Below are 12,843 nucleotides of genomic sequence, written 5' to 3' on the forward strand. Positions count from 1 at the left end.
TTGGTTGGTGTGTTTTCCGTGGGACTTGTAGCCGTTCCCCGACCAACGCTCACCCCGGTGTTGTTTTTGTACCGGCTTTTAAAAACTCGCCTTACCACTCACGACAGCTGCGGCAGGGCGCTTGCTACTTGGTCACCGCTCCGGTCTTCGGGTCGAGCGTGACCTTCCGGGCCTTCGGCCACCAGAAGTCGAACATCCCGTTCAGCGATCCGGCGCGCGCGTCGAACGACGAGTCGCCGATCCGGCCGGCGAACCAGTTGTCCTCGATGAACTTCAGGATCGACGTCTGGTCCGTGAGCGTGTGGTCGACGTGGTTCACCTTGCTGAACGGCGAAACCACCAGCAGCGGCAGCCGCGGGCCGTAGCCGCAGCGGTCGGCGTACGTGCCCACCGACGTCGGCTTGGCCGTGCAGACCGCCTGGTCCTGCGAGGCGTCGTGGGAGCCGTTGACGATCGGGGACTTCTGGTGGTCGTACCAGCCGTCCGAGTCGTCGTAGGCCAGCACGATCGCCGTCGAGCGCCAGTCGGGGGACTGCTGGATCTTGTTGATCTCGTCGACCACGAACTGCTGCTCGTCCAGGGGGTCCGAGTAGCCCGCGTGGCCGTCCTGGTACTCCGGGGCCTTCAGGAAGCTGACCGCGGGCATCGAGCCGGCCCGCAGCGCGTCGTCGAAGTCCGAAATGTCGTACTGGTGGTTCGCGCGGTCGGTCTGGCCGATCGCGTGCACCGACGACGGCGCCAGGTGCTTCGGGTTCGCCGTCGACGGGTAGTACTGGAACGGCTCGTGGTGCGGGCTGTAGTCGGCGACCGCGTTGCCGCCCACGTTCGTGTGCTTCTGGCCGCAGACCGCGTACCCGTTGGCCTCGCCGGTCGGGCGGAAGCCGCCCTGGAACCAGCCCCACGTCACGTGGCGCTGGTTGAGCAGGTCACCGACGTTGCGGCCCTGCATCGTGGCCAGGTTGTCCGTGCTCGTGTGGTTCTTGTCCGAGCAGTCGTCCCACGCCGGGTCCGGGTCGTTGATCACCGTGCCGACGCCGTTCGCGTCCGGCGACTGCACCGCGTAGGCGTCGCTGACCGGCTTGTGCGTCACCGGGTCGACGGCCTGGGCGCCGTGCGTCTGGCCCGAAATCAGGTTGAGCGCACCCGGCGTCGACGGGCCGAAGACCGTGTTGAACGAGTTGTCGCTCATCGCGTAGTGCTGGGCGTAGTTCCACATGCCCGTGACGGTGTTGCCGTCGTAGTAGTCCATGACCAGGCCGGGCTCGCCGAACAGGATCGGCTGGCCGGTGCACTTGTCCGTCTCGGTCTTCTCGACGAACTTGTCCATCTTGCCGCCGTCGAACGCGGCCTGCTCGGCGCCGTAGTTGTGGTTCTGGTCGCAGGTCATCGCCTGCTCGTGCGTCAGCCGCTTCGGGTTGTACGCGTTCGGGTTGGCGGTCAGGAGCTTGTGGTCCAGGCCGTTGACCTTCGGGGTGCCGTGCGCGGCGGTGAACGGCGTGCCGTCGGTGTTGGCCGCGTCCGGGTAGGTGCCGAAGTAGTGGTCGAACGAGATGTTCTCGCCGAAGATCACCACGACGTGCTTGATCGGGGTGGCCGTCGGGATCCACTGCGCGGGAAAGGGGTGCAGCGGCTGGGCGTCCGCGGTGCTCGCCGCGGAGCCGGTGGCGACGGCCAGGACGGCCACCGAGGCGAGGGCCCCGGCGCCGAGCAGGCCACGCCGTCGCCGGCGGGTTCTGGTGTCCACTGTGGATTCCTTTCGTGGTGGGGTTCGCTCAAGCGAGCAGGGAGCGCCCGAAGTGGTCGTCCGGGCCGGTGACACCCGGCAGCGCGAAGAAGTAGCCGCCGCCGAACGGGGAGATGTAGTCGGTCAGGGGTTCGCCGGCCAGCCGCGTCTGGACCGCCTCGAACTGGCGCTCGAGGTCCTGCTGGTAGCAGACGAACAGCAGGCCCATGTCCAGGTTGCCGTTGCTGTCGACGCCGCGGTCGTAGTTGACCGCGCGGCGCAGGATCCGGCTGGCGTCGGTCTCCGGCGTGCGCGGGTTCGCCTTCCGGATGTGGCTGGTCAGCGGGATGACGGTGCCGATCGGGTCGTCGGCGTAGCGGGGGACGTCGGTCTCCGCGGTGCCGTCGAGCGGGGCGCCGGTGTCGCGGCGGCGGCCGAACATGTTCTCCTGCTCGGCCAGCGAGACCCGGTCCCAGAACTCCACCAGCATCCGGATCAGCCGGATGACCTGGTAGCTGCCGCCCGCGGCCCACGCGGGCTCGCCCTGCGTCCACACCAGACTGTCCACTTCGGAGCCGGTGGGGTTCGCGGTGCCGTCCTTGAACCCCATCAGGTTCCGCGGGGTGCCCTCGGGTCGCGGCGGCGAGCTGAAGCCGTTGAGCTTCCAGCGCAGCTGCATGCCACCGCGCGTGGCGCGGGCGATGTCCCGCAGCGCGTGCAGGACGGTGTCGGTGGAGTTCGCGGACAGCACGAGGCTGAGGTCGCCGTGGCACTGCGCGGGGTCGAGGGCGTCGTTCGGGAACGTCGTCATCGGCTTCAGCTTGGCGGGCTTGAGTTTCGCGAGCCCGTACCGGTCGTCGAACAGGCCGGCGCCGACACCGAGGATGACGCCGAGGTCCCCGCCGGGCACGACGGGCCCGAGCACGCCGGAGTCGGCCGGCGGCGCGGTGATCCCGAGGGAGGCGGGGGCCCCGCCGCCGGTGAGGAACCGGGCCCGGTCGGTGATGGCGCGGAAGAGCTCGGTCAGTTCGGCCTTGGACGCGGCCACGGCGTCGAAGGAGGCGACGATGGTCTGGGTCGGCGGCTTGCGCAGGATGGCGGCCTGGTTCCGGCCGTAAAATGGAACGGGAGAGGTGCTGTCGGTGACGGCGGCGGAAGCGCCCAGCCCGGCCCCGGCGGCCACGGTGAACCCGGCGCCCATGGCGGCCCGGCGGAGGAAGGAACGGCGGGGGAGGCCGGTCACGAGGTCCTCCTCGGCTGGGTGGTGGCGGCCCGGTTCGGGCAGGCGGCCCGGTGCTTCTCGGCTTGGTGGCGGCGCGGCGGGTGCCCGTGCTCGCGGGGTGCGCTCGTCACGAGGTCCTCCTCGGCTCGGCGATCGCCGCGATCGGGGCCAGGAGTTCGGTCAGCTCGCTCACGTCCGCGTTCAGCTTCTGCCGCTCCGGACGGCCGAGCTCGCCCGGCCGGGTCCACGTGCCGTCCGGGCGGTGCGCCGCGTCCAAAGCGGACTGCGTCCGGTTCAGCCAGCTGTCCACCTTGGACAAGCCGGGGTACCGCGGTGCCAGCAGCGGGCGCAGCACGTCCAGCACCGCGCGGGTGCCGTCGAGGTTGGCGCGGGCCGTGGCCAGGTTCGTGCCGCTGCCGTAGTCGGTGCGGGCGGTCAGTTCGAACTGCAGCGTGTTCTCCATGATCTCGTGCGCGCGCAGGCCCAGGTCGTTCCCGTCGACCTGGCTGGTGGCGAAGGACGTCTGCAGCGCGTGGGCGTCGGTGTCGAGCCGGTCGGCGGCCGCGGCGAGCGCGCCCAGGTCCTCGCCGTGCCAAAGGCCCTGCTCCAGGCGGTGGAAGCCGGTGAATCCCGGGTCCGCCGGGCCGTCCGGGAGGCCGTCGGCCGTTCCGTTGAGCGCGCCGTCGGAGTCGCCGAACGCGTCGTACGCCGCCCCGAGCCGCTCGTACGTCAGGTGGGCCGTCAGCCACGCCGCCTGGCTCGCCGCGCGGTCGCCGCCGTGGATCGTGTCCTTCAGCGCGCCGGTGTTCGCGACCAGCTCGGCGAGGCCCGTCGTGACGTGCTGCTGGTACGCCTTGAGCGGGCCGAGCAGGTCGTCGTGCGTCACCGGCGCGACGCCCGGCCCGGTCCGCTCGGCCCCGCCGGTGACCTGCACGGCCGGGCCGACGATCGCGGCGGCGTCCTCGGGCAGGCAGCGGAACGCGTAGCTGCCGTTGCCCAGGTTGACCTGCAGCGGCCGGGTCGTCGCCGGGCCGAGGCCCTCGACCTCGCCGTAGATCACGCCGGTCGCCGGGTCGATCAGGTCGACCTCGGCGGTCACCGACCCGGTGTTGTGCAGCCGGAACGTCTGCGGCCCGGGCTTCGGGTCCGCCCAGCCGGTGCCGCACGCCGAGCGCGAGACCGCGATCTCGGGGTCACCGGCGGCCGCGCTGCCCGGCAGGAACGCCACGACGGCGCCCGCGCCGGCGGCGAGCAGCACCACCGCGCCCACGATCCAGCGAGCACGTACTGACCCCGGCACGCGCACTCTCCCGTCACTCGATCGGACCATCATCGGTCACGGATTATGCGAGCCTATCGCCCGGAAAACCGCATCGGATCCGATCGAAAGAGGGAAGTTCACCCGGACTTCAGCCGGCTGTCTGCAAAAGAGGGAGAATCCAGACGTTTCCCTGTGCCAGATCTGTCGTGTTCGAGAAGTTCGACCGATTTGGCCAGGTCACGGCAGCGGGACACCGGTCTCGAGCAGCGTCTTCAGGCTGGACAGCAGCGCGGGCCAGCCCTGGCTGCACATCGCCAGCGTCGTGCTGTCGTCGTCGAAGCCGTCGTGCAGCACGGTCAGCTTCACCATTTCGCCCTGCGGTTCGAGGGTGAACGTGACTTTCGTGCGGCTTTCCCGTTGCAGTTTGGCGAGCGTTTCCGCGTCGATTCCGTTTCCGTTCGCCCAGTCCGCGGTGAAGGTGTGCCAGGTGTACGACAGCTTGCGGTACGGGTCCGATTCCAGGACGACCTGCCCGGGGTCTTCCGTTTTCGCGCCGTTCTCGGTCCAGGCCATCGGCGAGCCCGGCTTCCAGTCGGTTTCGAAGGAAACGCCCCAGTACTGGCGGGTGAACGCCGGATCGGTAAGCGCTTGCCACAGCTTTTCCGGGGTCGTGTTGATGTAGGTGGTGTAGGCGAATTCGTTCATCGGTGCGGACTCCAAAGCTCGTTTCAGGTCGGCCAGCGCGCCGGCCCGCCGCCGGTCGTAGCGGGTCATCCAGCGCTCGGCGATCGCGTTGATCGGCGCGGCGTCGAGGTGGTGCAGCTTTTCCCGGCCGCGCCAGGTGGTGGTGACCAATCCGGCGGCTTCGAGCACCCCCAGGTGCTTGCTGACCGACTGGCGGGCCATGGTCAGCCCCGCGCACAGCTCGCGCAGCGTCTGGCCGTTGCGCTCGTTGAGCAGGTCCAGCAGCCGGCGGCGGCTGGGGTCGGCCAGCGCCTTGAACACCTCGTCCATTGCGCCTCTCCGGAGAAATGCAGCCGTTTGGCTGCCTTTTCACGATAGGCAGCCGGGCGGCTGCATGTCAACCGGGGGTCAGCGGAAGCGGATCACCGTGATGCCGGCGAGGACGAAGAAGACGAGGACGACCAGGGTGCCGGTCTGCGCGCCGGACGACCGGGTGATCACCTGGTCGACGGCGCCGGTCAGGCGCACCCCGCACTCGGCGACGACGGTGTGCCGCCCCGCCTCGATGCGGGTGAACTCGACCGGCGCGGTGAAGGCGCCGGAGCCGTCGGTGATGGCGGAGCCGACCTCGGCGCCGTCCGACGTCAGCGTCACCATCCGGCCCGGCTGGCAGCCCTTCCCGGACGCCGAGAGCGTCTCGCCGGGCTTGATGCTCGGGTGGTCGAGCACCAGTTCACCGGGCTTCGGCGTAGTGCTGGAGGTCGTGGGGACGCCGGGCGTGACCGGGGTGGTTGTGGTCGGCGGCGCGCTCGTGGTGGCCGGCGGGGTGGTGGTCGTCGGAGTGGGCGGGGTCGTGGTGGTGCGTGGCCGGGTCGGCTGCGTCGTCACCGGCGGCGGAGTGGTGGTCGGCGGCGGGGGCGTGGTGGTCGGGGTGGTCCCGGTGACGACGAAGGTGCCGCTGGCGGTCTCCGGCTGGCTCGTGCAGGTCGCGGTGACCGTGTACGAGCCCGGCTTGGCGCCGGCCGGGACGGCGGTGGGGAACTGCCCGCTGGTCGCCGGGGCCACCTTCGAACCGAGAGTGCTGCCCGCCCAGGAGAAATTGATGATCCGGCAGGTCGGGAAACCGTTCCAGGAAATGGTGAACGAGCTGCCCGCCGGTCCGGTCGACGGTTTCAAACCAACCGACGGCGGAACCTGTGCGTCAGCCGTGCCCGCGGTCATGAGCAGAAGCAACGTTCCGGCCACGGCGCCGAAAAACAGCCGAACCACGAATCGCATTGGGACGTCCCTCCCCGGTGTGTGCTCGCTGTAGCATTCCGGACCAGTCGGATAACGCAAGTAGGGGATGCCCAATGGGACGTGTCATCGCGGCGGGGGTTGCGTTGGGTTTGTGCGCGGTGCTGCTGGGCGCGCCGCCCGCCTCGGCGGAGTCCGGCTCGCTCCAGCTGCAGGTGTCGATCGACCGGCGGCCGATCGAAGACGCCACGGTCCCGATCGATCCGGCGAACCAGGTGGAGCTGCAGGTCGTGGCGACCAACACCGGCACCGCGCCGGTGAAGGTCCGCAGCGTGCGGCTCTCGGGCGTCGCGCTCGCCCTCACCTTCTTCGCCTACGACACGACAGCGCCGTTCGAGGTGCCGCCCCGCGGGTCGGTGTCGCGGACGTTCGTGCTCGACCTCGGTGACCTGAGCGGCCAGGCGACCGGGCTGCTGCCGTCGTCGGTCGAGCTGCTCGACGCCCAGCGCGGCACGCTCGGCGAGGCGGCGACGGTCGCCGACGTCCGCGGCTCCTTCTGGTCGGTCTACGGCGTCTTCGGCCTGGCGATGCTGGTGCTGACGGTGCTGGCCTGGCTGACCGCGCTGCTCGCGCTGGCCCGGCACCGGCTGGCGCCCAACCGCTGGCGCCGCGGCCTGCGGTTCCTGCCCGCCGGGTTCGGCACCGGCCTGGTCGCGGTGATCAGCCTGTCGGTGCTGCGGCTGGTGCCGCCCGAGCCGGCGGTCGAGATCCCGGTGGTCCTGGGCGCGGCGGCGATCGCGTTCCTGCTCGGCTACCTGACCCCGCACCCGGCCCCGCCAGCAGTGACGGAGAGTGACACGACGGTCCGGCTGCCGCTGCCGTCCACGCAGGAATTCACCCGATGAGCGCACCGGCCGAGCTGGTCGCCGCCCTGCCGCAGTACGAGATCGGGGCGTCGATCGGCGAAGGCGGCATGGGGGTGGTGTTCGCCGGCGTGCACCGGACGCTGGGGCGCAGCGTCGCGATCAAGCAGCTGCCGTGGGACGTGCTCAACCACGCGGCGAGCAGCGAGCTCTTCGACCGCGAAGCGCGGGTGCTGGCCAGCCTGGACCACCCGCACATCGTCCCGGTGTACGACTACGTCCGCACCGGCCGCGAGCACCTGCTGGTGATGGAACGCCTGGACGGCGGCACGGTGCACAGCCGCTTCCACGGCGGCGGCGTCAGCGGCGAGCAGGCGTGCGCGATCGGGCTGGCGATGCTGGCCGGGCTGCACGCGGCGCACCGGGCGGGGGTGCTGCACCTCGACGTCAAGCCGCGGAACCTGCTGTTCAGCACGCAGGGCGTGGTGAAGGTGGCCGACTTCGGCATCGCCAGGGTGATCAGCGAGGGCGCGACCCTGGTGACGCACGGCGGCGAGATCCTGGGCACGCCCGCGTACATCGCCCCGGAGCAGGCGATGGGCAACGCCCTGAGCCCGGCGGCGGACGTGTACGCGGCGGGCACGGTGCTGTACGAGCTGCTGTCGGGCCGGCTGCCGTTCGACAACACCCGCGGCGCGATCAGCATGATGCGCCAGCACATGTTCACCGACCCCCGCCCGATCGCGGGCGTGCCGACGCCGATCGCGGGGGTGGTGATGCGCAGCCTGGCCCGCGAACTGGACGCGCGCTACCGCGAGGCGGAGTCGTTCGCGGCGGACCTGGCCGCGGCGGCGACGGTGGCGTACGGACCGGGGTGGCTGGAGCGAGCCGGGGTGCCGGTGCTGCACCTGACGCCGCGGGTGATCGGGGGGCTGAATTCGGCGACCGCGCCGGCACCGCCGGGCGAGGCCCGGACGCGGCCGGTGGCCCGGCCGGGAGCCACGCTGGTCGGAACACCGGCGGAAGTGGCGGACGCGGGCTGGGCCGGCGGGCACGCCGGGCTGGGTGCTGATGCGGCTGGCGCCGGATGGGTCGGGGGGCAGGCCGGGCTGGGTGCCGATGCGGCCGGCGTCGGGCGGCCCGGGGGATCGGGCGGCGCCGGGTGGCCGGGCGGCGATGCCGGTGCCGGTCCTGGTGTGGCGAGTTCCGGGCGGGGTGCCGATGCGGCCGGTGCCGGTCCGGGTGTGGCTGGTTCCGGATGGGCCGGTGGGCAGGGCGGCCGCGGTGCCGACGCAGCCGGCGCCGGTTCGGGTGCGGCTGGTTCCGGGTGGCCCGGCGGTGCGGACGATTCCGCGGCGAACGCTTCCCAAGCCGTTGTGGTGTGGCTGCGGCTGGCGGCTGCGGCCGCCGCGATCGTCCTGGTCGTGCTCGCCCTGCTCAATCCCGCGCGGCTGCCGCACGAGGCGTCCGCCGCGCTGAACCTCGGTGGTGCTTCCGTGGCCACGCCCGTCGAGGTCGATCTCAGCAAGCCGTTGCTGCTGACCGGGCCCGGTAATCCCGGCCCGGTCGAGCTCCACCTGTCCGCCGCCGGGATTCCGCTCGGGTCGGCCGTCACCCAGGCCAAGCCCGCCGGCAACGGCTTCACCGCGCAGCTCACCCTGCCCGGGATCGCGCGGTGGATCGTCGGGGGCGCCGTCACCGCCGACGTCCGCACGGGTTCGTCCACCCAGACCTTCACGCTGCTCACCAGCCAGCACCCGCTCGCCAGCGCCATGGGCGCGGGCAGTCTCATCCTGGCGCTGTTCGCCCTCGCCTATCTCGAGTCGGGGCTGCGCACGATCCGCAACGGCCACCGCTGGCGGGGCGCGGCCGTCGGCGGCCCGGTGCTGGGCGTCCTGTTCGGCGCCGCCGTGTGGCTGTGCGTGTCCGTGCTGCGGGTGCACGAGCCGTCGCCCGGGTTCGGGGCCGGGTGTGCGGTGGCGGGCGCCGTCGCGGCCGGGCTGGTCGTCGCCGCGGCGCGGCGACGGGCGTCCACTGTGGTCAGTCGACCATCCGGACGGTGACGTGCGGGCTGTAGCTCTTGCGCCGGTTCCACCCGTGCTCGGCGCACAGGCTCAGCTGGATCGCGCGGTCGGCGGGCGCCCAGTAGCCGGTGCGGACGAAGTAGCCCTCCATCGTGTTCAGCGCGCCGAGGGTCTTGCGCGCCGAGCACATCTCCCAGCCCCACTGCCGCCCGCTCTGCTCGACGCCGTTGCGGCGCACCGAGATGCGCGGGTTGCCGACCGCACGGATGTCCGCGTCACCCTCGGTGACGTAGACGACGCCGTCGATCTTGTAGAACCGGTTGTTGTCCAGAAGGGACACCTGGCCCGAGAGGGCGACGGCGACCCGCGCGCCTTCGCCGCCCGTGAGCGTCCAATCGAGACAGAATTCCTGAACCGGGAGTTCCAGCGACTGGGTCATGACGAGTTTCCCCTGTTCTGGCTGAGCGTCACCTCCTGAAGATAAGGATTTCCCGGGCGCGGGGAAGGGGACGGGGTGATCTTCACCCGAAGTGGTTTCCGACGCCGGATGCCTTGGGGGACAGGGGTTTTCAGGCTCTTGGGTGACGTGCGGTACGGGGTGTGACCACGGTGCGTCCGGGCGGGTGGTGTTCGGTGCACGGGTGGTCGTCTGCGGGCTTCGGTCACGTTCCGTGAGATCAAGGTAAAGGAACCATTACCTTTGGCGGCGCGTTCGGGGGATATGAGCGCGCCTACTGTCATCGAGCTTGGCCCGCGGGATCTGCTTGTCGTGGCCGGGTTGCCCGGGGCCGGTAAGACGACCATGCTCCGGCATGCGGTTGCCGGGCTGCCGGTGCTCGATTCCGACCAGGTTCGTGAGCGGCTGCGGGGTTTGGTGCCTTCGGTGCCGTATCGCTGGTACCGGCCGGTCGTGCATGCCTGGCATCGGGCGCGGATCGTCGGGTTCGCTGTCGGGGTGGCGGGGCCGGTTGTGGTTCATGAGCCGTCGACCCGGGCTTCGACTCGGCTGCTGCTTGCTCTCGTTGGCTTGGTCAGTGGGCGGTCGGTGCGGTTGCTGTTTCTCGATGTTCCTGCGGACGTGGCGCTGGCCGGGCAGGTGGGGCGGGGGCGGGTGGTTCGGGCGCGGTCCTTTGCCCGGCATGTTCGGCGGGTTGAGCGGTGGCGGGAGGCTTTGCTTGGTGGTCGGGTGCCTGTCGGGTGGTGCAGTGTTCAGGTGATTGATCGGGGGGTGGCTGGTCGGGCTCGGGTAGTGGGTTTCACCGACCCGGACGCCGGATTGTTCAACGGCCGGCACGCCGCGTCAAGGCGGGAAAGCGTGCCTTGACCCGGCGTGCCGGCCGCTGATGCGGCTGCGTATCGGGTCGGCAGGGGGGGTGTGGCCGGGGGGGCTTGGCTCGTGCGTGGGGTGCGTGGTTCGTGCGTGCGGCTGGTGCTCGCGTCGGGTGGTGTGCTCGGCCGGCCTGCGCCGGCCGTGGCCTAGCTGAGCCGGGAGCGTGGCGAGCGATGTGGCCCCCGCTGCTCCCGGCGCGCAAGCCGCCGAACAGGCGACTGCCGGGGTTGGTGTTCCGTTGCTCTGCGTGTGCGGCCGGGGGCCGCTTCCGGCGCTGCTCCCGTTCGCGGTGGGCCGCTCGCCTGCGGGCCGGGTGTCGAAGGCTCGTGTCGTGGCCTTTCCCGCGGTTGCCCGGAAACGCCGAACATCGAATTCCGTGGTTCGGTGATCAATGAACATGGTCACGCATTTCTGTTACGGTGCGAAATCTGTTTCACTCGATCGAGTGGTATTCGAATCCGGTTGTGGGGATTATTGGCGGGAAGTAATGGTGACGGTAAGGTCGTGCCGTGGAGCGCAACCCGAATGGTTGATTATTTCGCCGCTCGCCTTCCGCGATTTCGGAGGAGAGAGAAAAAGTCTTGGATTTCGAAGCACTCGCCGGCGAGCTGCGGAACCTGCGGGAAACCGTCGCCGGGGTGACCGATACAGTGCTGGCCGCCGTCGACGGCATTCCGATCATTGCCGATGCCGCCGATGACATCGATCCGGCGAAGATCTCCGCGCTCGCCGCGGCCGATCTCGGGATCGCGCGGCAGGCGGCCGAAATCACCGGCAAGGGGACGCTGAACCAGACCGTCGTTTTCGCCAGCGAAGGCTACATGGCCGTCTACGCCATCGGGCGGCTCGCGCTGATGGTCGTGCTGGGGGACAAGGGTCTCAACGTCGGGCGCCTGCTGTTCGAATCCCGGCCCGTCATCGAGCGGATCGGCTCGATCCTGGCCGCGTAGCACGCCGGCCACCCGTTCACGGAAAGGATGCAGCACGATGATGAACATCGACACGGCACTCAAGGAAGCCATGTCCATCAGCGGCGCCGTCGGCGTCGCGCTGGTCGACTACGAAAGCGGTATGTCGCTCGGCACCAGCGGCGGCGGCGACTGGCTCGACCTGGAGGTCGCCGCGGCCGGGAACACCGAGGTCGTCCGGTCGAAACTGCGGGTCATGTCCTCGCTGGCGCTCAACGATTCCATCGAGGACATCCTGATCACGTTGCACCGCCAGTACCACCTGATCCGGCTGCTGAATTCGGTGAGCACGCGGAATTCGCTGTTCCTGTACCTGGTGCTGGACCGCGACCGGGCGAACCTGGCGCTGGCCCGGCACTACCTCAAACGCATCGAAGCGGATCTGCAGGTGTAGCCGGGGATGACCGGAGGCGGCTCTCGCGCCGCACTCGTGATCGGCTCGGCGTTCGTGCACGACATCGGTTCCCTGTTCCCCGTGACGATGAACCTCGCCGGTGAAGAGCTGGCGTTCACGTTCGTGTCGTCCTGCCCGTCGCCCGACGCCGTCGAGGAGTGGGTGCGGCGGCGGTCGGGCACCGTCGTGGCCGGCCGGGTGCCGCGCTTCTTCGTCGACGCCGGCGGGCGGCGCATCCGCGTCGAGCTGGCCGGCTCGGCGATCCGGGCCCTGGTCGTGCTCGCCGACGAGGTGACCGCCGCCCCGGCGTCGGTCCCGCGCCTCGGCCGCTGGCAGGACCAGATGCCCTGCCGCGTGCGCGGCGCGATGGACGAGCTCGCCCGGATGCTGGCGCGCTGCCACCACCACGCGGGCGGCACCGCGCCGCTGATCGACCTGGAACTGGCCTACCGCCCGGACCGCGAGTACGAGACCCGGCTGGCCGGCGCGCACGAACGGGTCCAGGCGTACATCGCGCCGGTCCGCCCGGTGCTGGCGATGCGCTGGCGCTCGGCGACGTCGGCGCAGCGCAAGGCGTTCCTGGCGGAGGTCCCGGACGCCGCCGGCACCCGCGGCTGGCTCCGGCGGCGGCGGACCACGCGGATCATGGGAATGGAGGTGGAGGTGGCGCCGTGACCGTCGCCGCAGCCGCCGGTCGACGAGGTCCGACTCGCTCGAGGATCCGGCGAGCTACGTGGTCGGCTTCCGGGTGCCCGAGCCGCCGGAACTCGTCGGGCACGTCCAGGCACCGGCGGCCACGCCGGACAGCGGCGCGGGATGAGCGGCGCACGGCGCGGGCGCGCTGCGGGCCTCCTGGCGGCACGTCGACGCGAGCAGCAGCACCAGGAACAGCGCCGCGACGAGCCACACGCACCCGCCGCCTTCGGTGCGTTTCGCGCGGACCTCCACGCGGCCGCCGGGCACCCTCCGCGCGTGCCGCTGGGCGTAGTGGCGGGCTTGCGTCGCGGCGCCTTGCGACTCGGTCTGCCAGGGCGTCCGGTACGAGCATTCGCCGCACCAGTACCGGTAGTTCGCGGCCATCGGCTCTCCTTCCACGAACGGGATCCGGGCCGGGCGGCCCCCGTCCCCGCCCGGCCCG

The 12,843-nt window shown here is 71.0% G+C and carries 13 protein-coding genes; 6 read left to right on the forward strand and 7 right to left on the reverse strand.

Annotation, left to right across the window (positions count from 1 at the left end):
- Positions 1–124 precede the first annotated feature (124 nt).
- From AB0M93_RS43965 to AB0M93_RS43985, 5 genes are all read right to left on the reverse strand, one after another.
- Entirely contained in the window at positions 125–1,744 is a 1,620-nt protein-coding gene (locus AB0M93_RS43965; RefSeq protein WP_364285960.1) for an alkaline phosphatase family protein, read from the reverse strand.
- Positions 1,745–1,772: 28 nt separating this feature from the next.
- Positions 1,773–2,966, reverse strand: a complete 1,194-nt coding sequence (locus AB0M93_RS43970) for a Dyp-type peroxidase (protein WP_364285962.1) — start codon at positions 2,964–2,966, stop codon at positions 1,773–1,775.
- Positions 2,967–3,072: 106 nt separating this feature from the next.
- Entirely contained in the window at positions 3,073–4,245 is a 1,173-nt protein-coding gene (locus AB0M93_RS43975; protein WP_364285964.1) for an EfeM/EfeO family lipoprotein, read from the reverse strand.
- A gap of 198 nt (positions 4,246–4,443) precedes the next feature.
- Positions 4,444–5,220 carry a metalloregulator ArsR/SmtB family transcription factor gene (locus tag AB0M93_RS43980; RefSeq protein ID WP_364285966.1) on the reverse strand — a complete coding sequence of 259 codons (777 nt, stop codon included), beginning with the start codon at positions 5,218–5,220 and terminating at the stop codon, positions 4,444–4,446.
- A gap of 78 nt (positions 5,221–5,298) precedes the next feature.
- On the reverse strand, positions 5,299–6,066 hold the full coding sequence (locus tag AB0M93_RS43985) for a hypothetical protein (RefSeq protein ID WP_364285968.1): 768 nt from the start codon (positions 6,064–6,066) through the stop codon (positions 5,299–5,301).
- Between the two features lie 176 nt (positions 6,067–6,242).
- Here AB0M93_RS43985 and AB0M93_RS43990 point away from each other — a divergent pair, with 176 nt between their 5' ends.
- The gene (locus AB0M93_RS43990) at positions 6,243–7,031 is read left to right on the forward strand and encodes a hypothetical protein (RefSeq protein WP_364285970.1); all 789 of its coding nucleotides are present in this window, start codon (positions 6,243–6,245) and stop codon (positions 7,029–7,031) included.
- Positions 7,028–9,052, forward strand: coding sequence for a serine/threonine-protein kinase (locus AB0M93_RS43995; protein WP_364285972.1), 2,025 nt, complete (start codon positions 7,028–7,030; stop codon positions 9,050–9,052). Before AB0M93_RS43990 ends, AB0M93_RS43995 begins: the two co-directional genes overlap by 4 nt.
- Here AB0M93_RS43995 and AB0M93_RS44000 read toward each other — a convergent pair.
- A complete protein-coding gene (locus AB0M93_RS44000) occupies positions 9,030–9,452 on the reverse strand; it encodes a hypothetical protein (protein ID WP_364285974.1) in 423 nt (140 codons plus the stop codon). The two genes, AB0M93_RS43995 and AB0M93_RS44000, sit on opposite strands and share 23 nt — an antisense overlap.
- 282 nt (positions 9,453–9,734) lie before the next feature.
- On the opposite strand from AB0M93_RS44000, the gene AB0M93_RS44005 reads away from it, so the two are divergent.
- From AB0M93_RS44005 to AB0M93_RS44020, 4 genes are all read left to right on the forward strand, one after another.
- Complete coding sequence (locus AB0M93_RS44005; protein WP_364286101.1) at positions 9,735–10,337, forward strand: AAA family ATPase; 603 nt, start codon at positions 9,735–9,737, stop codon at positions 10,335–10,337.
- A gap of 587 nt (positions 10,338–10,924) precedes the next feature.
- A complete protein-coding gene (locus AB0M93_RS44010) occupies positions 10,925–11,293 on the forward strand; it encodes a roadblock/LC7 domain-containing protein (RefSeq protein ID WP_364285976.1) in 369 nt (122 codons plus the stop codon).
- Positions 11,294–11,333: 40 nt separating this feature from the next.
- A complete protein-coding gene (locus tag AB0M93_RS44015; RefSeq protein ID WP_364286103.1) occupies positions 11,334–11,705 on the forward strand; it encodes a hypothetical protein in 372 nt (123 codons plus the stop codon).
- Between the two features lie 6 nt (positions 11,706–11,711).
- Positions 11,712–12,380, forward strand: a complete 669-nt coding sequence (locus AB0M93_RS44020) for a hypothetical protein (RefSeq protein WP_364285978.1) — start codon at positions 11,712–11,714, stop codon at positions 12,378–12,380.
- Positions 12,381–12,434: 54 nt separating this feature from the next.
- Here the strand turns inward: AB0M93_RS44020 and AB0M93_RS44025 are convergent, their stop codons facing one another.
- Complete coding sequence (locus AB0M93_RS44025; protein ID WP_364285980.1) at positions 12,435–12,785, reverse strand: hypothetical protein; 351 nt, start codon at positions 12,783–12,785, stop codon at positions 12,435–12,437.
- Positions 12,786–12,843: the final 58 nt, after the last annotated feature.

The sequence above is a fragment of the Amycolatopsis sp. NPDC051102 genome, from assembly GCF_040682815.1.
Taxonomy (GTDB): domain Bacteria; phylum Actinomycetota; class Actinomycetes; order Mycobacteriales; family Pseudonocardiaceae; genus Amycolatopsis.